The following is a 21,446-nucleotide window of genomic DNA, read 5'->3' as shown; positions in this document are numbered from 1 at the left end:
GGGTCAGCGCTTCCGACCAAGCCAGAACTAGCAAGCCAGCGGCACCCCACGGTGCGTGCCGTATTGGTGCGGTCCACAAGGCTCTTGCGGTCTCAAGCATCGGACTGAGCATATCGCCTTTCACCAAAAGCAAAAGCCCGCCCGGATCGCTCCGGACGGGCCTTGCATTCAGTCCCGCTTGGGGCTCGCGTTCTTACGAACGGGCCTTCAGCGCGGCGCCGAGGATGTCGCCCAGCGAAGCGCCGGCATCCGACGAGCCGTACTGTTCCACGGCTTCCTTCTCTTCGGCCAGCTGGCGGGCCTTGACCGAGAAGTTCGGCTTCTTGGAACGGTCGAAACCGGTGACCATGGCGTCGAGCTTCTGGCCGACTTGGAAGCGGTCGGGGCGCTGTTCGTCGCGGTCGCGGCCGAGGTCCGAACGCTTGATGAAGCCGGTCGCTCCGTCTTCGCCAGCCTGCACTTCGAGGCCGCCATCGCGGACTTCGAGCACGGTGACGGTGACGACTTCGCCACGACGCAGCGAACCAGCACCCGCGGCCGAAACACCGCCAGCCGCCGGAGCGCCCTTTTCAAGCTGCTTCATGCCGAGGCTGATGCGCTCCTTCTCGACATCGACGTCGAGAACGACGGCCGAAACCTGCTCGCCCTTGCGGTGCAGCGCCAGCGCGTCTTCGCCCGAGATGCCCCAGGCGATGTCCGACATGTGGACCATGCCGTCCACGTCGCCGTCCAGGCCGATGAACAGGCCGAACTCGGTGGCGTTCTTGACTTCGCCTTCCACGGTCGAACCGACCGGGTGCTTCTCGGCGAAGGCTTCCCACGGGTTCTGCTGCGCCTGCTTGAGGCCCAGCGAGATGCGGCGCTTGTCGCTGTCGACTTCCAGCACCATCACGTCGACTTCCTGCGAGGTCGAGACGATCTTGCCGGGGTGGACGTTCTTCTTGGTCCAGCTCATTTCCGAAACGTGGACCAGGCCTTCGATGCCCGCTTCCAGTTCCACGAACGCGCCGTATTCGGTGATGTTGGTCACGGTGCCGCGCAGCTTCGCGCCGACCGGGTACTTGGCGGCAACGCCATCCCACGGATCGTTCTCGAGCTGCTTCATGCCCAGCGAGATGCGCTGCGTGTCCTGGTTGATGCGGATGATCTGCACCTTCACGGTGTCGCCGATGGCAATCACTTCGCTCGGGTGGTTCACGCGCTTGTAGCTCATGTCGGTCACGTGGAGCAGGCCGTCGATGCCGCCCAGGTCAACGAACGCACCGTAGTCGGTGATGTTCTTGACCACGCCGTCGATGATCTGGCCTTCCTTCAGGTTCTGGATCAGGCCCGAACGTTGCTCGGCGCGGGTTTCTTCCAGAACGGCGCGGCGCGAAACCACGATGTTGCCACGGCGGCGGTCCATCTTCAGGATCTGGAACGGCTGCGGCATGTCCATCAGCGGGGTCACGTCGCGCACCGGGCGGATGTCGACCTGCGAACCGGGCAGGAAGGCCACGGCGCCGTCGAGGTCGACGGTGAAGCCGCCCTTCACGCGGCCGAAGATAACGCCTTCAACGCGCTTGCCTTCGCCGAATTCGGATTCCAGCTTGTCCCACGCGGCTTCGCGGCGGGCACGGTCGCGCGACAGCATGGCTTCGCCGTCGGCGTTCTCGACGCGGTCGACATAGACTTCGACTTCGTCACCGACCTTCAGGCCGTGCGGCTGGCCGGGCGAGGCGAATTCGCGCAGCGCCACGCGGCCTTCGCTCTTCAGGCCCACGTCGATGACGGCCTTGTCGTTTTCGATGGCGGTGATGGTGCCCTTGACGACGCGGCCTTCAAAACCGCCATTGGCGGCTGCGCCCAGCGTCTCGTCGAGCATCGCGGCGAAATCGTCGCGAGTGGGATTGGTAGCCATTTGCATGCTTCCTGTATCGATGTTTCCGGCCAGGCGGTTGAATCCGCCGGTCTTTCACCGCACACCGCCCCATGCGGTGCCCGGGCCAAAAGGGCCGAACCGCCCGCCGGGCCTCATGCCATGGCGGGCATCCTTGCCGGTTGCCCGGAAGAACCCGCGCGCCCTAGGCCCAATCGCCGGGAAACGCAAGCGAAACCGCGCCTTTTGCAAGCGCCTGGTTGCGCTGGATCAAGGCCGCCCATGCTGCAGGTGCTAACGCTGTCTCCAACGCAGCGATCCCATCCCTTCCATGCCATATCATCCTGAATTCTCAGGGGCTTGGCGCTTGAAGGCGGACTTTGACGGAGAATGATCATGACCACCCTGGCAGACCTTGCCCCGATCACCGAACTGACCACACGCGATGGCACCGTGCTGACCGTGCGCCCCGCCTTTGCCGAGGACGAGGCAGCGCTGGAAGCCTTCTTCGATCTCGTCAACGCCGAGGATCGCCGCTTCCGCTTCCTCGCCGCCTCGCAGCACGTGGGGCATGATCAGCTGCAGCCGCTGACCCATGTCGATCACTGGCGCACCGAAAGCTTCCTGGGATACGATCGCAAGAGCGGGGAACTCGTCGCCAGCGCCATGCTCGCCTGCGATGCGAAGATGCACACCGGCGAAATCGCGGTCTCGGTGCGCGGCGACTATCGCGGCAAGGGCGTGGGCTGGACCATGCTCGACCTGCTTGCCGCAGAGGCGCAGCGCCGTGGGCTGAAGCGCGTGATCTCGATCGAGGACCGTGACAACCACGCGGCGATCGAACTGGAACGCGAAAAGGGCTTCACCGCCCACGGGCTGGACGGTGATCCCCATCTGGTCCTGCTGGAAAAGCGTTTCGACTGAACGTTTTGCAGGCGTTTCCTCAGGCGGCTCGGCGCATTGCGCCGGGCCGCATCTGCGCGGCAGGGCCCGTCGCGCTGGTGCGGAACTGCGCCACCATCTGCGCCAGCGAATCCGCCTCCTGCGCCAGCGATCGTGCGGCGGCGGTGCTTTCCTCCACCATCGCCACGTTCTGCTGGGTCAGCCGGTCGATTTCCAGCACGGCGGCGTTCACGTGGCTCATGCTGCTGGCCTGGTCCTCTGCCGATCGGGATATCTCGGCAATCAGCGCGGCGATGCCCGATGTCCGTTCTACGATGGCGGACAGCGCCTCGCCGGTATTGCCCACCAGCGCCACGCCGGCGGAAACCTCGCGCGCGCTGGTGGCGATCAGCGTCTTGATCCCCTGCGCTGCTTCCGCGCTGCGCTGGGCAAGGGCGCGGACTTCGGTGGCCACCACGGCAAAGCCCTTGCCGGAATCGCCCGCGCGGGCCGCCTCGACACCCGCGTTCAGCGCCAGAAGGTTGGTCTGGAACGCGATGGCATCGATCAGGTCCACGATCTGGCCGATCTCTGAAGACGAACGCTCGATCGCGGTCATCGCGCGCACTGCATCCTCCACGATCTGCTTGCCGCTTTCCACTTCGGTATTGGCTGCCGCGATCACCGCGTGCGCCTCACGCGTGCGCTGCGCCGTCTCGGTCACCAGCGCGGCGGTTTGCTGCACGGCGGCGGTCGATTCCTCGATGCTGGCGGCCTGTACATGGTTGCGGCGGGCAAGGTCGTCAGAGGCGCCGCGGATTTCGGTTGATCCGTTGCTCACATCCTGCGCTGTCACCGAAACCTGCGCCACCAGGCTGTCCAGCCGCGCCGCAGCCTGGTTATAGGCCGTGCGCAGTGTTTCATATTCGGGCGCGAAAGCCGTCTCGATGCGGTGGACCAGGTCGCCTGCCGCCATCCGTTCCAGCGCGCCGCCCATGGTGCTGACCACCACGGCCTGCCGCTCCGCCGCCTCGCGCTGTTCCAGCGCGGCGCTGCGGAAATGCACGATGGCGCGGCTCATCTCGCCGATTTCGTCCGGCCGCGCGGTGCCTTCCGGCGATCGGGACAGGTCGCCCCCCGCCATCGCGCGCATCAGATCGGCAGTCTGCGCCAGGGGGCGCAGCACCCGCTGGCCCAGCAGGCGCAATGAAACCACCACCATGCCCATCACCACCGCCCCGGCCAGCAGCATGACCAGCACAGTCACCTGCATGGTCCAGGCCGCCTGCGCATCAAGCGCGCCGCGCACTTTCGCCGCGTGCGCCGCCAGCTTGCGGATTTCCTCGGTATGCTTGCGATAGAGGATGCGGGCCTTGCCCTGCGCGATGGCGGCGCCATCGGCGTCCTCGCGTTCAAGCGCGGGGATCAGGTTCTGGTCCACTTCCGCCCAGAACTTGTCTGCCAGCGCCCCGGCGCCTTCATCCAGCTGACGCTTCAACGATGGGTCAATGTCCGACGCAGCCCAGCGCTGGCGCGACGCGCGATACTCCGTCTCCAGCCGCTTCAGCTCCGCCTTGTCCTGATCAAGCGCGCCGCCCAGGTTGGCTGCATCGGAAACGCGCAGCATCGCCTCGGTCACGAACAGCGGCGGTGGCAGGATATCGGCGGTGAAGTCAGAGATGTCGTTGATGCGGTGGTGGACCGGGCCGTTCACGCGCACCTGCTGCACGCCCAGCGCCATGGCCAGTGCGGCCACAAGCAAAACCCCTGTCACCACCAGTCCGGCCTTTTGGCTCGCATCCCGGATTGTCATCACCGCGTTCCCCGTCGTCATAAGGCGGGGCAGGGATAACCGAACGGCGGTCAGAAAACGTTTGTAACGAAGTTTCGTAGAACTACAGAACGCATCTGTTCGAAAATTAAGCGTACGAATCGGACCTTTCTAGCCAATCCGGTTGAGCAATCCTTGCGCGAAAAGTGCCAGCGTATCATCTCGCGCGCCCATCACCACCACGCGGTCACCGGGGCGGGCCAGTTCCACGATCCGGTCGGCGCAGGCCTCGCGCGTGTGAAGGTGCTCGGCATGGCCACCATGCGAATTGATAAGCGTAACAATGCGTTCCGATCCGACAGAGCGGTCCACCGTGCCGCCGAAATAGACCGGATCGCACAGGATCGTAATATCGGTGGCATCCAGCCGGGACCCTAGCACTTCTGCTAGCTCAGCCCCCATCTGGCGCAGCGGCCCATAGCCGTGGGGCTGGAAAAACGCGATCACACGCCCGGCGTGGGCCTTCAGGGTCGTTAACGTCGCAGCGACCTTCTCCGGGTTGTGGCCGAAATCGTCGATCACCGTCACCCCGCCGGGGCTGGTTCCCACGATGTCGAACCGCCGTGCCAGGCCGGCAAATTCCGCCAGGGCCGCCACGCCCTGCGCCAGCGGCACGCCCGCCGCATCCGCCGCCGCCAGCGCCGCCAGCGCATTGGCCAGGTTGTGCCGCCCCGGCACCTGCAGCGTCAGCGCATGGCCTGCGCCATCGCGCCGGTCCACCACCGTGGCGCTGATCGAGGTCGGCCCTTCAACTACGCTGCCCGGTTCCACCGAAACCTGCGCTTGCGGAGAAAAGCCGAACGTCAGCGAGGCATGGGCGCGCGGCAACAGCGCCACGCTTTCCAGATCGTCGGCATTCACCACCGCCACCGCCGCCCGATGCAGGAAATCGCCAAACAGCGCGCGCAGCTCCTCCATGCTCTTGTGGTCCAGGCTCACGTTGTTCAGCACCGCCACGCTGGGCCGATAGAGCGCGATCGATCCGTCGCTTTCGTCCACTTCGGAAACGAAGGCATCGCCTGCGCCCGCCCGGGCGCTGGCGAAGGGCGCTTGCGGAGCGCGGAAGTTCTTCATCACCGCGCCGTTCATGATCGTGGGATCGCGCCCGGCTTCGGTCAGGATCCACCCGATCATGCCGGTAACCGTGCTCTTGCCGCTGGTGCCACCCACCGCGATGCCCAGCCGCGCGGCGTTGAACAGCTGCGCCAGCAGTTCGGCCCGGCTCATCCGCGTGCAGCCCAGTTCCTTTGCCCGGATCACTTCGGGCACGGTGTCCTCCACCGCCGCACTGGCCACCAGCACCTGGTTGGCAGAGGCGATGCCCGATCCGTCCTGCGGAAACAGCGTGAAGCCCAGGCTTTCCAGCCAGGCAAACTTTTCCGGCGTCCGCCCTTGGTCGCGCCCCCGGTCCGATCCGGAAACTTGCGCGCCCAGACCTTTCAGGATCAGCGCCAGCGGCAGCATGCCCGATCCGCCGATGCCGCAGAAAAACCAGGGATGCGAAACGAGGTCGGGAGAGGGGGCTTGCGTCATGGTTGCAGGCCCTAGCCTATCCATGCGGATCGGCCAACGCCACGCATCGCGTGGCAGGCACAGACCGGAGCGATCCAATTGCGTCCGTTCGGTCAGGCCAGCCCCCCTAACGCGCCGATCCCTAATTCTTTCCCGCGCGACGAACACGGAGCCGTGTGGCAATCCCCCGTTAACCCGGCGGCAACCGCTTTGCGCAAGGCGGCGCAAAGGCTATGCCCGGGCCATGCGTATCGCCATCTGCGCCCCTTCCACGCCCTTTTCCCGCGAAGATGCCGCACGCGTTTCTGCTCTGGCTTCGGTGCATTTCCCTGGAATCGAACTGCTTTTCCATGATCAGTGCTTCGCGGTTGAAGGCCATTTCGCCGGGCCGGATGCGCTGCGCCTGTCCGCCCTGCTGGAATGCGCCAACGATCCGGGAGCCGACGCGGTGTGGTTCGTGCGCGGCGGCTACGGCGCCTGCCGCATCGCAGCCGACGCGGTGGCCGCGATGGACGCAACCGCCCGCAACAAGCCGTTCCTCGGCTATTCCGACGGTGGCACCCTGCTCGCCGCACTCTATCGCGCCGGGGTGGGCCATCCGGTCCACGCCCCCATGCCCACCGACATCCGCCGCGAAGGCGGAGAGGCCGCGGTCCTGCGCCCGCTTGGCTGGCTGGCCGGGGAAAGGACCGGGCTGGAACCCTCGCTCGGCACCACGCCCACCGTGGCCTTCAACCTGATGACGCTGGCCATGCTCGTCGGCACCCCGCTGATGCCAAGCCTGTCCGGCCACGTGGTGATGGTGGAGGAAGTCAGCGAACATCTCTACGCCGTCGATCGGCTGCTCTTCCACGTTACCCACGCATTGGCGGCGCAGGGCGTGGCGGGCCTTCGCCTTGGCCGGGTAAGCGATGTGCCTGAAAACGATCGCCCGTTCGGCTCCGATCCGGAAAGCATGGTGCGCAACTGGTGCGCCCGCACCGGCATTGCCTACCTTGGCGCCGCCGATATCGGGCATGACATCCACAACAAGATCGTCCCCTTCGGGCTTGCGGGCAGCGCCAGTCACTCATAGGGGCCGCGCAATTACGCCTTCGGGGCGGCGCAAACGCAGGAGAGAAGGTCACATGAGAGCATTCGTTTTCCCGGGGCAGGGCAGCCAGAAGGTCGGCATGGGTGTCGAACTCGCCGAAGCCAGCGCCGCCGCGCGTGAGGTGTTCGAGGAAGTGGACGACGCGCTGGGACAGAAGCTGTTCCAGATCATGAAGGAGGGCCCGGATGATGCGCTGACCCTTACCGAAAACGCCCAGCCCGCGATCATGGCCAACGCCATCGCCGTGCTGCGCGTGCTGGAACGCGAAGGCGGCATCGCGCTGGCCGACAAGGCCGATTTCGTGGCGGGCCACAGCCTGGGTGAATACACCGCGCTCTGCGCCGCCGGGGCCTTCAGCCTGGCTGATACCGCCCGCCTGCTTAAGCTGCGCGGGCAGTCGATGCAGGCCGCCGTGCCTGTGGGTGTCGGCGCCATGTGCGCGCTGCTCGGCGCCGATATCGAAAAGGCCACTGCGCTCGCCGCCGCTGCGGCTGAAGGTGAAGTCTGCACCGTCGCCAATGACAACGATCCCACGCAGGTCGTGCTTTCGGGCCACAAGGGCGCGATCGACCGGGCCATTGCGCTGGTCAAGGAACACGGCATCAAGCGTGGCGTCGCGCTGCCGGTGTCCGCCCCGTTCCACTGCCCGCTGATGCAGCCCGCCGCCGACGCCATGGCCGAAGCGCTGACCAAGGTCCCGCCGCAGGCCCTGCGCGTCGCCCTCTTCGCCAACGTCACCGCCGCCATCGCGACCGACCCGGCCGAAGTGCAGCGCCTCCTCGTCGAACAGGTCACCGGCCGCGTCCGCTGGCGCGAAAGCGTGATCGCGATGAAGGACGCGGGCGTAGACCAGTTCGTCGAACTCGGCGGCAAAGTCCTCGGCCCCATGATCGGCCGCACCGTGGCAGACGTCTCCATCACCAGCACCATAACCATGGCCGATGTGGAAGCCCTCCTGAAGGACCTTTGAGCCGATCATCTGTCGCTCGATTTCGGTTTCTCGCAGAGACGCAGAGGGAAAAGAGATCGCGGAGGAATGCATGCGCCAAATCGACGCCCTGACCGCAGCCGTGATCGATGAGGCGATCCGCATTCACCGCGAGCTCGGACCAGGCCTGTTTGAATCCGTTTACGAATCAATCCTTGCCGGTCGGCTCGACGCTTTGGGCATGCGCATCGAACGCCAGCTAACTCTCCCTGTCGAGTTCGATGGCAAGCGCTTCGACGCGGCATTCAGGGTTGATATGCGGGTTGAGGGGTGCCTAGTGCTTGAGATCAAAGCAGTGGACCAGTTGAGCAAGGCGCACGAGAGACAACTGATAACCTATCTGAGATTGATGAAGCAGCCCGTTGGGCTGCTTCTGAACTTTTCCGGCGCAACGATGAAGGAAGGCATCCGCAGAATGGTAAACAACTACGCCCCCGACTGACATCTCTGCGATCTCTTTCTCCTCTGCGTCTCTGCGAGAACCAACTAAACATTCTCTTTCACCGGAGCACACATATGGAAAACCGTCTCTTCGATCTCACCGGCATGACCGCCCTAGTCACCGGCGCTGCCGGCGGGATCGGTTCGGCCATCTGCCATGCGCTGGCGAAGCAGGGTGCAAGGCTGGCTCTCTCCGGCACCAACCCGGCCAAGCTGCGCGCCTTTCGCGAAGAGCTGAACGAGACCTACGGCCACGATCATGTCGAGATCACGTGCGACCTGTCGAACACTGAACAGGTCGAACACCTCGTTCCCGCCGCGCTCGATACGCTGGGCAAGGTTGATATCCTCGTCAACAACGCCGGCATCACGCGTGACAACCTTGCCATGCGGATGAAGGACGACGAATGGGATGCGGTGATCCGCGTCAACCTCGAAGCCGCCTTCCGCCTGATGCGCGCCGCCGCCAAGCCGATGATGAAGGCCCGCTTTGGCCGCATCGTCACCATCACCAGCGTGGTCGGCGCCACCGGCAATCCAGGGCAGGTGAACTATGCCGCGGCCAAGGCCGGCCTTGTCGGCATGTCCAAGTCGCTGGGCCAGGAACTCGCCAGCCGCAACATCACCGTCAACTGCGTCGCCCCCGGCTTCATCCGCACCGCGATGACCGATGTCCTGCCCGATGCGCAGAAGGACGCGCTCAACGCCCGCATCCCGATGGGCCGCATGGGTGAAGGCAGCGATATCGGCGCCGCAGTCGCCTATCTCGCCAGCAGGGAAGCGGGCTACGTCACCGGCCAGACGCTGCACGTCAACGGCGGCATGGCCATGATCTCGTGATCCGTGGGGCGGGCAGGGGCCTCATGATGGCGCTGGCGCTGTGCGTTGGCGCGCAGGCCCATGCCCGCCCGCCAGAGGCGCTGGCCTGTGCCATCATGGGGGCGCCTGCCGGGCTCGACGCGCGCATCGCCGATGTCGTGGTCAGCCGAGACAACGATCGTGGCCGGCCCGCGCTCGATGAACTGCGCGCCATCGTGGAACGCTGTGGCGATGACCAGTTCCTCACGCCTGACCAGCGCGAAGCCTATTTCACCTATACGCTCGGCCGCATGGCGCGCGATGTTCTCGATGCCCGCCTTGCCGAAAAGGGCCTCTCCGCCGCGCTGATCGACCATGCGCTCGATATCGGCCCCGGCAATGCCAACAACCCGGCCGAGAAGGTGACCGAGGGCGATCTGCGCCATGTCGCCACTGCGCTGTCCGAATCTGGCAAGGACCCGACCGCCGTCACGTCCGAAGGCTGGGGCCTGATCACCGCGTGGATCGTCGCCACCGCCAACATGTTCGACGGTCTGCGCAAGCTGGATTGAGCGCTGCACCCCCGGACCGCGCGAAATCCGCGCATTTATGCACAGCTTCCCGCAGCTTCCCCGCGCAACCGCTTGAAGCGCTTGGCGTGGCGGGTAAGAAAGGTGGTCCGAAACCGCAATTTCCCTGCGCGATTCCGCGCATGGGGCCGCTTACACAGTCGGGGGTGGCATCCGCCGTCCGGCCGCTGGGGGGATCGAGACGAGAATGAAGGCGACGATCGAACGCGCGACCCTGCTGCGCTGCCTGTCCCACGTGCAATCGGTGGTCGAACGGCGCAACACCATCCCCATCCTCTCGAACGTGCTGATCGAGGCAGCGCCGGACAATTCCGTGCGCCTGATGGCCACTGACCTTGACCTGCAGATCATCGAATCGATGGGCGCGGTCTCGGTGGACAGCCCCGGCGCGATCACCGTTTCGGCCCACCTCCTGTTCGACATCGCGCGCAAGCTGCCCGATGGCTCGCAGGTCAGCCTCGAAACCGCCGACAACCGCATGATCGTCAAGGCCGGGCGCAGCCGCTTCCAGCTGCCCACCCTGCCGCGTGACGATTTCCCGGTGATCGTTGAGGGCGATCTGCCCACCAGCTTCGAGATCCCGGCCCGCACCCTGGCCGAACTGATCGACCGCACCCGCTTCGCCATTTCGACCGAAGAGACGCGGTACTACCTCAACGGCATCTTCTTCCACGTCACCGACGACGTGCTGCGCGCCGCTGCCACCGACGGCCACCGCCTTGCCCGCTTCACCCTGCCGCGCCCCGAAGGCGCCGAGGGCATGCCCGACGTGATCGTGCCGCGCAAATGCGTGGGCGAGCTGCGCAAGCTGCTGGAAGAAGTGCTCGACACCAACGTGCTGGTCGATCTTTCCGCCAGCAAGGTGCGCTTCACCCTGGGCGGCGAACACGGCGTGGTGCTCACCAGCAAGCTGATCGACGGCACCTTCCCGGACTACAGCCGCGTGATCCCCACCGGCAACGACAAGCTGCTGCGGCTTGATCCGCGCTCGTTCTTCCAGGGGGTCGATCGCGTGGCCACCATCGCCACCGAAAAGACCCGAGCGGTCAAGATGACGCTGGAAACCGATCGCGTCACCCTGTCGGTCACCAGCCCCGACAACGGCACCGCGGCGGAAGAAGTCCCCGCCGAATACACTTCACCCGGCTTCGAGATCGGCTTCAACGCCAACTACCTGAAGGACATCCTCAGCCAGATCGATGGCGACAACGTGGAACTGCACCTGGCCGATGCCGGCGCCCCCACGCTGATCCGAAAGGATGAAAAGTCCAGCGCGCTCTATGTGCTGATGCCGATGCGCGTCTGATCGCCGGCGTTTCAATGTACGGAGCGACCTGAGTTCTTATCGGGTCGACCAAGGTCGCTCCGCATTGCTCCTTATCTATTGGTTTATACCGGAATCAATCTTCCGATTTAATGCGGTCCATGAAGGGGACCCATGGGTCAGGCCAAAAGGCCGGGAAGGTATTGGTATGGACCGCGCTGAAGTAAACAAGAAGCTCGCATTCTTCTGTCTTTCGCAGGAGGATTTCGCGCGTTTCGCCACCATCGGGTCCGCTGTTGCCAAGCACGCCCCGCCCGCGCTCGACAAACTTTACGACCGCATCGCCCAGAATCCCGAAACCGCCGCCCAGTTCTCCTCGCGCAAGGCGATGGACCACGCGCGGGACAAGCAGGTCGATCACTGGGCCAACATGTTCTCGGGCGGCGGGGTTGACGAACGGTATCTTGAAAGCGCCCAGGTAATCGGGCGCGTCCATGCCCGCATCGGCCTGGAACCGCACTGGTACATCGGCGCCTATGCCTCGGTCATGGACGATGTGATCCACGGCATGTCGGGCATGATCGGCAAGCGCAACGCCAACCTCGTCGGCACCATGATCAAGATGGCCCTGCTCGACATGGAAATCGCGCTCGGCACCTATTTCGAGGTCGAGGCGGAGAAGCGCGCCAACGTGATCGAAAAGCTCGATGGCGCCCTCCACCGCATGATGGACGGCGATTTCGCCACCGAACTTCCCGAACTGGCCGACGGCTACAAGGAAATCCGCAACGCCTTCGAAGCGATGCGCGTAAAGGTCGGCGCCGCCCTTTCGGAAGTGGGCGAAGCCTCGCGCAATGTCGATGTCGGCGCGCGCGAGATCAGCCAGGCCTCCAACGATCTGGCCCGCCGCACTGAACAGCAGGCTGCCAGTCTGGAAGAAGCCTCTGCCGCGATGTCCAGCCTTGCCGCCTCGGTCGCCAGCACGGCCAACGATGCCGGCCACATGCACCAGTCGGTGTCACAGGCCCATGGCGATGCCCAGGCTGGCGGCGCAGTGGTCAGCGAAGCCGTCGCCGCGATGAACGACATCCACCGCTCGGCACAGGAAATCGGCAAGATCATCGCCGTGATCGATGGCATCGCCTTCCAGACGAACCTGCTTGCGCTCAACGCGGGCGTTGAGGCGGCCCGTGCCGGGGATGCCGGCCGCGGTTTCGCGGTTGTCGCCAATGAAGTGCGCGCCCTTGCACAGCGCTCTGCCGAAGCCGCGCTGGATATCAAGAAGCTGATCGGCGAAAGTTCGGCACAGGTCGAACGCGGCGTCCAGCTCGTCGGCCAGACGGGCGATACCTTCGGCCGCATCGTTGCCAACGTGGGTGAGATCGCCGGCCTTGCCAGCACCATTGCAGACATGGCGCGCGAACAGGCCGGCAATATCGGCTCGGTCCGCCAGACGGTGGGCGAGCTCGACATCATGACCCAGCAGAACGCCGCCATGGTCGAGGAAGCCAACGCCGCCTCGCGCAATCTGGCGGGAGAGGCCGACCGCATGGCGGGGCTGGTCGACAAGTTCGCCGTCGCCGGCCAACGCAACCACGGTGGCAGCGCCCTGCGCCACGCGGCGTAAGGGGCTGTTCGGTGTCGCCCTGTTTCAGTGCGGGTGAAACAGGGAAATCTCCATCATTCCGCCGCTTCGCGCGTCTCCGCCCGCTGCGGCCCGCGCAGCACGCCGCCCGGCGTTTCCCCGGTCCATTCGCCCTTGCGGAAGGTCACCCGGCCTGACTTGATCGTCAGGTCATAACCTTCAGCCTTCTGCAACAGTCGCTTGCCCCCCGCCGGCAGGTCAAACGCCAGCCACGGCTTCAACAGGCGCAGGTTGTCGAAGTCGATCACGTTGATGTCCGCGATCGTCCCCGGTGCAATCACGCCCCGGTCGTCCAGGCCATAGAGCCGCGCGGTGTCGTGGCACTGCCGCTTCACCGCCTGCTCCAGCGTCAGCCTGTTTTCGCGCTTCCGATCACGCACCCAGTGCTGCAGCATGAAGGTCGGGCTCGCCGCATCGCAGATCGTGCCGCAATGCGCGCCGCCGTCGCTCAGCGAATTCACGCAGTCCTCGCGCGCCTGCAGCGCTTCCAGGAAATCCAGGTTGCCATCCGAATAATTGAGGATCGGCAGGTAGATGAAGCCGGTGCCGCCATCCTGCATCAGCAGGTCATAGGCGTATTCGGCCGGGCTTACGCCCTTCGCCGCTGCGCGGCCCGCCATCGAATGTTCGTATTGCGGCTCGTAATCGAAGTCCGCATCCATCTCGTACAGGCGGTCCCAACCTTGCGCGATCATGCGATAAAGGTGCACGATGTCGCTCTCGGGAAACACGTTGTCCTCGGCCAGCAGCCTTGCCTTGAACGCCGGGTCCGAAAGGCGCGCCAGCTGCTCGTCCCACGGCAGGGTGGCAATCTCCGCCCACGATGATCGCCAAAGGAACGGATGGATGGTGCCGCGCCATGCCATCACCACGCCATTGCCACGCAGCGCGATCGCCGCCACGATGTTCGCACCAGTGGCGTTCTGGCGGTCCATTTCGGCAATCTGTTCTTCCAGCGGTAGTTCCTTGGCGATGGATTGCAGCGCCGCGAACGTCACCGGCAGCCCGGTCTCGCGGCTGATCGCGCCCATCCACTCGAACTCGTTCCATTCGCGCCGCATGTCGCTGGCCAGCTCGAACACGCCATGGCCGGCGCGGCCCATCGCCCGTCCGATGGCGATCAGTTCCTCGGGCGTCGCCGTGGTGCCCGGCACCAGTTCCCCGTCCACGGACTTGTGGATCACTGTGCGGCTGGTGGAAAATCCCAGCGCGCCCGCGCGCACGCCGTCTTCCACGATCGCCGCCATCTTCTCGATGTCATCGGCCGTGGGTACCGCGCCCGGCTGCTCCCGCTCGCCCAGCACATAGGCGCGCACTGCGCCATGCGGCACGTGCGTGCCCACGTCCACGGTGCGCGGCAGCTGTTCCAGCGCGTCGAGGTATTCGGGGAAGGTTTCCCAGTTCCACGTCATCCCCTCGGCCAGCGCCGTGCCGGGAATGTCCTCCACCCCTTCCATCAGGCCGATCAGCCATTCGTGGCGGTTCGGTGCGGCGGGCGCAAAACCCACGCCGCAGTTGCCCATCACCACGGTGGTCACCCCGTGCCAGCTCGAAGGTGCCATTTCGGCATCCCAGGTGGCCTGCCCGTCATAATGCGTGTGGATGTCCACCCATCCCGGCGCTACGATGCGCCCGGTGGCGTCTATCTCTTCCTTGGCGTCGCCGTGCACAGTGCCCACCGCGCTGATCAGCCCGTCGCGGATCGCCACGTCGCCGATGAAGCGCGGGCGGCCCGTTCCGTCCACAATCGTTCCGCCGCGAATGATCATGTCATGCGTCGCCATCGCCCAATCCTCTCTCCTTGCGCGCGCCGACTCGTGGGAAGGGGTCAGCATCGCGCCTTAATTGCGCGATTAAGACACGAAGGTCGCCGTGGTGCAATATGGCCCGGTCAGTGTTCGCCGCTTGCCCGCATCATCTCGGCCACGTCCACGAACTTTTCGCGCGGGGCGCCATCGCGGGCGCGGGCGGCTTCAGCTTCCTCAATCCGCTTCCAGTCGCTGAAGCTCACCACTTCGATCCTGCGCTCGCGCGCGCGAGCGTCAAAGCCGGCGCCGCCGCGCTTGCCGCCCTGGCTGATCAGCCCGTCCTCCATGTCCGCCTGGATCAGCTCCACCACCCCGAACCCGTCGGGGCGGTTGGTGCCGATCGTGCCCGATGGACCGCGCCGCGCCCAGCCCACGCAGTAAAGCCCCGGCAGCACGCGTCCATCGTCGTTGGCGATCTTGCCCGCGCGCTCGTCGAACGGCACGCCGGGTATGGGCATGGAGCGGTATCCGATGCAGGCCACCACCAGGTCGGCAGGAATGGAGTAGAACGTGCCGGTGCCGATGGCCCGCCCGCTCTCGATCTTGGTCCGCTCCACCTGCACGGCCTCCACCCGGCCATCGCCCAGCAAGGCGCGCGGCGCGCCGAAGAAGTCGAACTCAACCTCCACGTCCATGTCGGCGCGATGGCTTTCGGGGATCGCGGCGAATGACCGCAGGTGGCTCACCGATTTGCGTATGCCCGGCTCCAGGAACGCGTCCTCGGCTTCTTCGGGCAGGTCGTTCGGGTCAACGCGCGGCGCCGCGCGTTTCAGGTGGCCCAGTTCGCCCAGTTCCTTTGGCGTCATCATGATCTGGTGCGGCCCGCGCCGGCCCAGGATCACGATGCGCTTCAGCCCCGATTGCGCCAGCGCATCCAGCGCATGGCCCACGATGTCCGCGCCTTCGAACTCCTCGGGCGTCTTGGCCAGGATGCGCGCCACATCCAGCGCCACGTTGCCCATGCCGATCACCACCGCCGTCTTGCCGGAAAGGTCGGGGTTCAGGTTGGCGAATTCGGGATGGCCATTGTACCAGCCGACAAAGGCTGCGCTGCCGAACACGTTGCGCAAGCCTTCGCCCGGCATGTCCAGCGCCCGGTCGCGCGGCGCGCCGGTGGCCAGCACCACTGCGTCATAAAGGCCCTGCAGCTCGGCGATGGACACGTCCTGTCCGATCGTCACGTTGCCCACAAAGCGCACGTTGGCCGAAAGCGCTGTCGCTTCATACCGCCGCGCCACGCCCTTGATCGATTGGTGATCGGGCGCCACCCCGGTACGGATCAGGCCATATGGCACGGGCAGGCGGTCGAACACGTCGATCCGCACCTCCTCGCCCCACTGCTTCTGTGCCGCTTCGGCGGTGTAATATCCCGCCGGGCCCGAACCGATGATCGCGATATGCCGCATGCGCTCTCCCTGCGCCTGTTGGGAAAGGGATGCTAACGCGCCGGAAGCAAAAGGGAAGGGCGCTTGGCCCTTCGTTCAAGTCAGCGCGTAATAGCGCACATGGTTGCCGTCGGGCCGCCGCTCGCCCACGCCCACGAATACGTGGCGCGTCAGCCAGTCGTGCTTGCCCTTGCTCGTCTCGAACGTGGGCTGCGCACGCAGATAGTATTCGGCGTGGGGCACCGGATCGCCCCCGGCAAAGGCCCACTGCCGCAGCCGGTCCATCACCCCCGGCTCGCGGCCCCACAGGAAGCCCTTGTTCTGCATGTAGATCAACGTGCCGTCGTCCACTTCCAGCATATAGCGCGCGTCGAACACCGCGGTGTCGTCGGGCCGGAAAAAGGCATAGTCCCCGCCCGAATTGGGCACCGCCCGCCCTTTCAGCCGCGGCCCCTCGAACTCGCCGCCATCCACATAGACCGCGCTGCGGACCCCCCCCGTCGGCACATCGGGCACCATCTGCACCCGCGTGAACCGCAGCGTACAGGCAAACGCAAACTCCAGCCGCGGATTCTCAAGCGTCGAAAAGTCCATGGAATTCGCCTTCAATAGTTCGAAAGAATGGTCAGGCTCGGCCCGTCGAGCGGCTTGCCGGCTTTCTGCTTGGCCAGCTCGTCGGCGCGGGTCTTGCCTTGCAGGTCGATCAGGTAGGCGTGGATCGCATCCGCATCGCCCGGCGTCAGCACGTCGTTCCAGCGCGGCATGCCGCCCGCCACCAGCGCGCCTTCCAGCACGATCTGGCGGAACAGCTCGTGCGTGCCCGGCTGCATCCGGCGCAGGTCCGGCGTGATCGAACGCGGCTGGTTGGCGTGGCAAATGGCGCAGTTGTTGAAGAACAGCCCCTGTCCACGCGCAATCGTCTCCGCCGTCACGTCGGCGGCTTGCGCGGGCGGTTCCGGCGCCACTTCGATCGGCGGCAGCAGGTCGGGGATCGGCACCGCCTCGCCGCCCAGCCGGAACACCAGCAGCCGGTTCATGTTGCCGCGGGTATAGGCCGCGGAATAGCGCGGCACGAACGGGTAACCGCCGCCGCCCCAGCCCGCCGCCACCGCGATGTACTGCACGCCCCCGGCCATGAAGGTCATCGGCGCGGCCATGATCGGGGTGCCCGTCTGGATCTCCTTCAGCACCTTGCCCGTGGCCGTTTCACGCACCACCAGCCGTCCGTCCACGCCGCCGTGGATGGTCAGCCCGCTCGCCGTGGTCAGCACCCCGCCGCGGTCCTGCCAGCCCAGCGTGTCCGCCGCCCACACCGTTTTTCCGGTTAGCGGCTCGATCGCGCGGATCTGCGCCTTGCCGGGGTCGCGCAGCGCTTCCTGGTAGGCGGGCAGCCTGCGCACCGCCTCGGCCATCGGCGCCGGCAAAGTGTCCAGCGCCGCCTTGACGTCGGGCGTGAAGATCAGCGCCGCATCGTTGTTCAGCGCCCGCGCCCGCGCCGGCTTCTGCCCCGGCGTCATGAAGATCAGGTTGCCCATGTCCAGCACCGCGCCCACATAGAGCCCCGTCGCCGGGTCATAGCTCGCCGGATGCCAGTTGCGCGCGCCTGTCGTCGCCGGAAACACGATCTTCGGCCCGTCGGTATAGTCCGCCTCCGCCGGGTTCAGCAGCGGCCTGCCCGTCTTCGCGTCGATCCCCTTGGCCCAGTTGGTGCGCACGATCGCATTGGCGCGCAGCAGCTCGCCGGTCCTGCGGTCGAGCACGTACATGAACCCGTTCTTGGGCGCATGGATCACCACCGACCGGTCTTTGCCGTCGATGGTCAGGTGCGTCAGGATCATCGGCTGCGTGCTGGTGAAGTCCCAGTTGTCGCCCGGCGTCTCCTGGTAATGCCACACCATCCGCCCGGTCTTCGGGTCCAGCGCCACCAGCGTGCCGAGGTACAGGTTGTCCCCGCCCGCGGGTGATCGTTTCGACGTGGCATAGGGCCCGCCGTTGCCCGTTCCCACCAGCACATAGCCGGTTTCGGGGTCATAGTTGATCGCATCCCATGGCGCTCCGCCGCCGCCGATGTCCCACCGGCTGTTCGGGTCCCAGGTCTTCAGCGCCGCTTCCAGCTCGGGCCTTTCCTGCGGCCCCAGCTTCGGGTCATGCGGCACCACGTGCCAGCGCCAGCGCAGCTTGCCGGTATCGAGGTCAAGCGCCGTCACATAGCCGCGCACGTCGTATTCCGCGCCGCCCATGCCGATCACCACCACGTCACCCGCCACTTCGGGTGCGCCGGTGGAGTTGTCGCCCTTGCGCCGGTTCTCGATGAAGTCGCTCTTCCACACCACCGCGCCGGTCTTCGCGTCCAGCGCATACATCCACCCGTCAAGGCTGGCGACGAAGACCTTGCCCCGCGCGACCGCCACCCCGCGGTTCACCATGTCGCAGCAAGTGGTGCGGTTCACCTGCATGTCCACTTCCGGCTCGAACGCCCACAGCGGCCGCCCGCTCGCCGCGTCGAAAGCATAGGCACGCCCCGCCACGCCCGAAGTGTAGAGCACCCCGTCCACCACCACCGGCGTCGCTTCCTGCCCGCGCATGGTGCCCAGTTCCGCCTGCCAGGCAAGGCCCAGCGCGCCGACATTGGCCGGCGTGATCTGCGCCAGCGCGGAATGGTGCGTTTTGCCCGCATCCCCGCCGGGATTGGTCCAGTTCGCCCCCGCGCCTACCTGCGGTCCTGCGGCGCCCAGGCTGCACGCCGCCAGCGCCGCCAGCGCGAGGCTCAGCAGCGGCCGCATCACAGAGCATCCCAAGGAGAGGGCATGCGATAGGGCACGGTGATGAAGTTCGCCTCGATCTGCTCGATCATCCCGTGGTCGATCTTGAACAGCTCCGAGATATAGAAGCTGTGCGGCCGCCGCACCGGGCTCTTCACCGTGCGCCCGTCGGTCAGCTGGTATTCGTCGATCCGGCCTGAATGGTCGATGAAGCCGAATGCCAGCACCAGCCCGCGCTCTTCGTCCACCAGCGGAAAGCGCCGCGCGCGCAGCTCGTCGTCATAGCGATAGTTGCCCATGCGGAACTGCTCTTCGCAGCCGAGCGCGGAAACGGGCACGATCTTGGCAAATTCCGGGTTGCGCGTGGTCTGCACCCCGTTTTCCACGCGGTTGCAGTCCGGATGGAACTTCGTGTGGATGGTCCCGTCGTTCTGCTGCAGCGTGTCGAAATAGCCGTTCGACAGGCGGATCATTTCCTCGCGGCTCACCGGTGCTTCGGGTTCGCGATGCAGGATCGGCTTGTCCCAGTACCGGCAGTTCTCGAACTTGATGCCGCTGTCCGATTGCCGCACGATCAGCATCTCGCACTCGGTCACGCGCTCCGCCTCGTCATACATCAGCCGCAGCGTGAAGGCCGATTCCTCGATCGCCTCGATCACCGTGCCGAAATAGCCAACCTGCCGCGTGCGCGTGTCGGCGAACTTCAGCTGGTAATCGCCCAGCTTCACGATCGTGCCCCACACCCCGTCTCCGGGCGTCAGCATCACGTTGTTCTCGCTGTTGTGCACCCCCGGCGCCCACGGCACCAGCGTGTGGTCGCGCGCGTTCATCGCGGCAAGGAAGCGGTCGAGCGCGGCATAGAGCGCGGTTCTGTCCATGATCTCTCCCATCGGGCTTTGACGCCTCGTTGATTCCAGTGCATACGCTACCAATTGTTAGAATAAAAGGGGAGAGCGCAATGAGCCGTACAGCGGCCGAACAGGCGACGCATGACATGGTGCTGGAAATGTACCGCAATGTCCTGATCGCGATGGATAGCAGCGCAGTGGACCGCTACATCGCGCCCGATTACGTGCAGCACAGCTCGCTGGCCGAACCCGGCGTCGCCGCGTTGAAGGGCTTTCTCGATCGCGTCCGCGTCGAATCCCCCACTGCCCGGCAGACCATCCATCGCAGCTTCGTCGATGGCGATCATGTCGTCGTCCACACCCATGTCGAACGCTGGCCGGGTGATCGCGGGCTCGCCGTGGTCGATATCTTCCGTTGCGCCGATGGCAAGATCGTCGAACACTGGGATGTGATTCAGGATGTGCCGGATCACCCCGTCAACACCAACTCCATGTTCTGAAAGGGGAAGATCGATGCGCCTCGTTTTCGCCGCCGCGCTGGCCATGCTCGCGCCCACAGTCGCCTCCACTGCCGCTCACGCTGAAGACTGCACGCTCACGCCCAAGCAGGTGGTCAGCCAGTTCATGGATGAATTCTACATCCAGAAGAAGGTCCGTTCCTCGTTCGAACGCTGGGTCGATCCCGGCTATATCCAGCACAATCCCTATGCCGCCACCGGTCGCGATGCCGCCATCGGCTTCCTCGAAAAGTTCGTGAACGAAAACCCGGGGCAGAAGACCATGATCCACCGCATCATCGCCGATGGCAACATGGTCGCCGTCCACAGCCACGGGTGGATGGAACATGGCGATGCCGCCGCCAAGCGCGGCTTCGCCGTGGTCGATATCTTCCGGGTGCAGGGGTGCAAGGTGATGGAGCACTGGGACGTTATCTCCCCCGTTCCCGAAACCGCCGCCAACACCAACACCATGTTCTGAAGAGGCCCCATGCGCTTTCGTGACAAATGCGTCCTCGTCCTCGGCGGCACCGCAGGCATCGGTGCCGCTGCCTGCCGCATGCTCGTCGCCGAAGGCGCGAAGCTCGCGCTGACCGGTCGCAATGCCGATGCCCTTCGCACCATCGCCGAAGATCTCGATGCACTCGCCATCCGCAGCGACATGGGCGATCTCGCACAGACCCGCGCCGCGCTGGGCGAAGTGGAGCAGGCGCTTGGCGGCATCGACGTGCTCTTCGTCAATGCCGGGGTCGGTGGCTTCGCCATGGTGCCCGATGTGACCGAGGAATTCTGGGATGGCATCCATGCGGTGAACCTGCGCGGCGCGTTCTTCGCCATCCAGTCGGCCCTGCCGCTGATGCGCGATGGCGGGGCCATCGTCATCACCGGTTCGATCGGCTCGGTCGCTGCGGTGCCCGGCAACGTCGCCTATGCAGCGGCCAAGGCGGGCCTGCGCGCCATGGCTCGCATCCTCGCCAAGGAACTCCTCCCCCGGCGCATCCGCGTCAACATGGTCAGCCCCGGCCCCACCGACACCGAAATCTTCAAGCGCGACGCGTCCGAGGCCGAGATCCAGGGCATGAAGGACATGTTCGCCACGATCGTGCCCATCGGCCGCATGGGCACGGCTGAGGAAATCGCTCGCGCCGTCCTTTTCCTCGCCAGCGAAGAAGCCGGCTTCATCAACGGCATAGACCTGATGGCCGACGGCGGCTGCATCGAACTGGGTTAACCTCCAGACCGCT

19 protein-coding genes are annotated in these 21,446 nt (G+C 65.6%); 11 read left to right on the top strand and 8 right to left on the bottom strand.

Annotation, left to right across the window (positions count from 1 at the left end; all coding sequences use genetic code 11):
* Positions 1-193: 193 nt before the first annotated feature.
* Positions 194-1,906 (bottom strand): 30S ribosomal protein S1, encoded by a 1,713-nt coding sequence (gene rpsA / locus POM99_RS09410; protein ID WP_277277087.1) that lies wholly within the window; start codon positions 1,904-1,906, stop codon positions 194-196.
* Positions 1,907-2,254: 348 nt separating this feature from the next.
* Between rpsA and POM99_RS09405 the strand changes: the two genes are divergently transcribed.
* Positions 2,255-2,782, top strand: coding sequence for a GNAT family N-acetyltransferase (locus tag POM99_RS09405; RefSeq protein ID WP_277277085.1), 528 nt, complete (start codon positions 2,255-2,257; stop codon positions 2,780-2,782).
* A 19-nt stretch (positions 2,783-2,801) separates the two neighbouring features.
* Here the strand turns inward: POM99_RS09405 and POM99_RS09400 are convergent, their stop codons facing one another.
* The gene (locus POM99_RS09400) at positions 2,802-4,553 is read right to left on the bottom strand and encodes a methyl-accepting chemotaxis protein (RefSeq protein ID WP_277277083.1); all 1,752 of its coding nucleotides are present in this window, start codon (positions 4,551-4,553) and stop codon (positions 2,802-2,804) included.
* Positions 4,554-4,682: 129 nt separating this feature from the next.
* A complete protein-coding gene (locus POM99_RS09395; RefSeq protein WP_277277081.1) occupies positions 4,683-6,104 on the bottom strand; it encodes a UDP-N-acetylmuramate--L-alanine ligase in 1,422 nt (473 codons plus the stop codon).
* A 223-nt stretch (positions 6,105-6,327) separates the two neighbouring features.
* Between POM99_RS09395 and POM99_RS09390 the strand changes: the two genes are divergently transcribed.
* From POM99_RS09390 to POM99_RS09360, 7 genes are all read left to right on the top strand, one after another.
* The gene (locus POM99_RS09390) at positions 6,328-7,158 is read left to right on the top strand and encodes an LD-carboxypeptidase (protein ID WP_277277079.1); all 831 of its coding nucleotides are present in this window, start codon (positions 6,328-6,330) and stop codon (positions 7,156-7,158) included.
* 52 nt (positions 7,159-7,210) lie between these two features.
* Positions 7,211-8,146, top strand: a complete 936-nt coding sequence (gene fabD, locus POM99_RS09385; protein ID WP_277277077.1) for an ACP S-malonyltransferase — start codon at positions 7,211-7,213, stop codon at positions 8,144-8,146.
* Positions 8,147-8,216: 70 nt separating this feature from the next.
* Positions 8,217-8,606, top strand: coding sequence for a GxxExxY protein (locus tag POM99_RS09380; RefSeq protein WP_277277074.1), 390 nt, complete (start codon positions 8,217-8,219; stop codon positions 8,604-8,606).
* A 74-nt stretch (positions 8,607-8,680) separates the two neighbouring features.
* Entirely contained in the window at positions 8,681-9,445 is a 765-nt protein-coding gene (gene fabG / locus POM99_RS09375; RefSeq protein ID WP_277277072.1) for a 3-oxoacyl-[acyl-carrier-protein] reductase, read from the top strand.
* Between the two features lie 26 nt (positions 9,446-9,471).
* On the top strand, positions 9,472-9,975 hold the full coding sequence (locus tag POM99_RS09370; RefSeq protein WP_277277070.1) for a hypothetical protein: 504 nt from the start codon (positions 9,472-9,474) through the stop codon (positions 9,973-9,975).
* A gap of 205 nt (positions 9,976-10,180) precedes the next feature.
* Entirely contained in the window at positions 10,181-11,299 is a 1,119-nt protein-coding gene (dnaN, locus tag POM99_RS09365) for a DNA polymerase III subunit beta (protein WP_277277068.1), read from the top strand.
* A gap of 166 nt (positions 11,300-11,465) precedes the next feature.
* Positions 11,466-12,884 (top strand): globin-coupled sensor protein, encoded by a 1,419-nt coding sequence (locus POM99_RS09360; RefSeq protein ID WP_277277066.1) that lies wholly within the window; start codon positions 11,466-11,468, stop codon positions 12,882-12,884.
* 53 nt (positions 12,885-12,937) lie between these two features.
* On the opposite strand, the gene POM99_RS09355 is transcribed toward POM99_RS09360, so the two are convergent.
* From POM99_RS09355 to POM99_RS09335, 5 genes are all read right to left on the bottom strand, one after another.
* Entirely contained in the window at positions 12,938-14,686 is a 1,749-nt protein-coding gene (locus tag POM99_RS09355; RefSeq protein ID WP_277277064.1) for an N-acyl-D-amino-acid deacylase family protein, read from the bottom strand.
* A 107-nt stretch (positions 14,687-14,793) separates the two neighbouring features.
* Positions 14,794-16,116: an FAD-dependent oxidoreductase gene (locus POM99_RS09350; RefSeq protein WP_277277062.1), complete on the bottom strand. Its 1,323-nt coding sequence runs from the start codon at positions 16,114-16,116 to the stop codon at positions 14,794-14,796.
* A 75-nt stretch (positions 16,117-16,191) separates the two neighbouring features.
* A complete protein-coding gene (locus POM99_RS09345; protein ID WP_277277060.1) occupies positions 16,192-16,689 on the bottom strand; it encodes a DUF3237 domain-containing protein in 498 nt (165 codons plus the stop codon).
* 11 nt (positions 16,690-16,700) lie between these two features.
* Positions 16,701-18,878 (bottom strand): PQQ-dependent dehydrogenase, methanol/ethanol family, encoded by a 2,178-nt coding sequence (locus POM99_RS09340; protein WP_277277058.1) that lies wholly within the window; start codon positions 18,876-18,878, stop codon positions 16,701-16,703.
* Positions 18,878-19,735 (bottom strand): DUF8021 domain-containing protein, encoded by an 858-nt coding sequence (locus POM99_RS09335; protein WP_277277056.1) that lies wholly within the window; start codon positions 19,733-19,735, stop codon positions 18,878-18,880. The genes POM99_RS09340 and POM99_RS09335 overlap by 1 nt, the downstream gene beginning before the upstream one ends.
* Positions 19,736-19,815: 80 nt before the next feature.
* Between POM99_RS09335 and POM99_RS09330 the strand changes: the two genes are divergently transcribed.
* The 3 genes from POM99_RS09330 to POM99_RS09320 are packed head-to-tail and all read left to right on the top strand — an operon-like array spanning position 19,816 to position 21,433.
* Positions 19,816-20,205 (top strand): nuclear transport factor 2 family protein, encoded by a 390-nt coding sequence (locus POM99_RS09330; RefSeq protein WP_277277054.1) that lies wholly within the window; start codon positions 19,816-19,818, stop codon positions 20,203-20,205.
* Between the two features lie 13 nt (positions 20,206-20,218).
* On the top strand, positions 20,219-20,683 hold the full coding sequence (locus POM99_RS09325; RefSeq protein WP_277277052.1) for a nuclear transport factor 2 family protein: 465 nt from the start codon (positions 20,219-20,221) through the stop codon (positions 20,681-20,683).
* Positions 20,684-20,692: 9 nt separating this feature from the next.
* A complete protein-coding gene (locus POM99_RS09320; protein WP_277277050.1) occupies positions 20,693-21,433 on the top strand; it encodes an SDR family oxidoreductase in 741 nt (246 codons plus the stop codon).
* The last annotated feature ends 13 nt before the right edge of the window (positions 21,434-21,446 follow it).

Source organism: Novosphingobium cyanobacteriorum, from assembly GCF_029436685.1.
Taxonomy (GTDB): Bacteria; Pseudomonadota; Alphaproteobacteria; order Sphingomonadales; family Sphingomonadaceae; genus Novosphingobium; species Novosphingobium cyanobacteriorum.
The sequence above is the reverse complement of the archived record's forward strand: the minus strand, read 5'-3'. Positions and strand labels throughout refer to the sequence as shown.

What these genes read in the sequence shown, in the direction of transcription:
- POM99_RS09355 (WP_277277064.1), bottom strand. Translation starts at nt 14,686, where the DNA reads ATGGCGACGCATGACATGATCATTCGCGGCGGAACGATTGTGGACGGA.
- POM99_RS09405 (WP_277277085.1), top strand. Translation starts at nt 2,255, where the DNA reads ATGACCACCCTGGCAGACCTTGCCCCGATCACCGAACTGACCACACGC.
- fabD (WP_277277077.1), top strand. Translation starts at nt 7,211, where the DNA reads ATGAGAGCATTCGTTTTCCCGGGGCAGGGCAGCCAGAAGGTCGGCATG.
- POM99_RS09335 (WP_277277056.1), bottom strand. Translation starts at nt 19,735, where the DNA reads ATGGACAGAACCGCGCTCTATGCCGCGCTCGACCGCTTCCTTGCCGCG.
- fabG (WP_277277072.1), top strand. Translation starts at nt 8,681, where the DNA reads ATGGAAAACCGTCTCTTCGATCTCACCGGCATGACCGCCCTAGTCACC.
- POM99_RS09350 (WP_277277062.1), bottom strand. Translation starts at nt 16,116, where the DNA reads ATGCGGCATATCGCGATCATCGGTTCGGGCCCGGCGGGATATTACACC.
- POM99_RS09325 (WP_277277052.1), top strand. Translation starts at nt 20,219, where the DNA reads ATGCGCCTCGTTTTCGCCGCCGCGCTGGCCATGCTCGCGCCCACAGTC.
- POM99_RS09340 (WP_277277058.1), bottom strand. Translation starts at nt 18,878, where the DNA reads ATGCGGCCGCTGCTGAGCCTCGCGCTGGCGGCGCTGGCGGCGTGCAGC.
- rpsA (WP_277277087.1), bottom strand. Translation starts at nt 1,906, where the DNA reads ATGCAAATGGCTACCAATCCCACTCGCGACGATTTCGCCGCGATGCTC.
- POM99_RS09330 (WP_277277054.1), top strand. Translation starts at nt 19,816, where the DNA reads ATGAGCCGTACAGCGGCCGAACAGGCGACGCATGACATGGTGCTGGAA.
- POM99_RS09370 (WP_277277070.1), top strand. Translation starts at nt 9,472, where the DNA reads ATGGCGCTGGCGCTGTGCGTTGGCGCGCAGGCCCATGCCCGCCCGCCA.
- POM99_RS09400 (WP_277277083.1), bottom strand. Translation starts at nt 4,553, where the DNA reads ATGACAATCCGGGATGCGAGCCAAAAGGCCGGACTGGTGGTGACAGGG.
- POM99_RS09345 (WP_277277060.1), bottom strand. Translation starts at nt 16,689, where the DNA reads ATGGACTTTTCGACGCTTGAGAATCCGCGGCTGGAGTTTGCGTTTGCC.
- POM99_RS09320 (WP_277277050.1), top strand. Translation starts at nt 20,693, where the DNA reads ATGCGCTTTCGTGACAAATGCGTCCTCGTCCTCGGCGGCACCGCAGGC.
- POM99_RS09390 (WP_277277079.1), top strand. Translation starts at nt 6,328, where the DNA reads ATGCGTATCGCCATCTGCGCCCCTTCCACGCCCTTTTCCCGCGAAGAT.
- POM99_RS09395 (WP_277277081.1), bottom strand. Translation starts at nt 6,104, where the DNA reads ATGACGCAAGCCCCCTCTCCCGACCTCGTTTCGCATCCCTGGTTTTTC.
- POM99_RS09380 (WP_277277074.1), top strand. Translation starts at nt 8,217, where the DNA reads ATGCGCCAAATCGACGCCCTGACCGCAGCCGTGATCGATGAGGCGATC.
- dnaN (WP_277277068.1), top strand. Translation starts at nt 10,181, where the DNA reads ATGAAGGCGACGATCGAACGCGCGACCCTGCTGCGCTGCCTGTCCCAC.
- POM99_RS09360 (WP_277277066.1), top strand. Translation starts at nt 11,466, where the DNA reads ATGGACCGCGCTGAAGTAAACAAGAAGCTCGCATTCTTCTGTCTTTCG.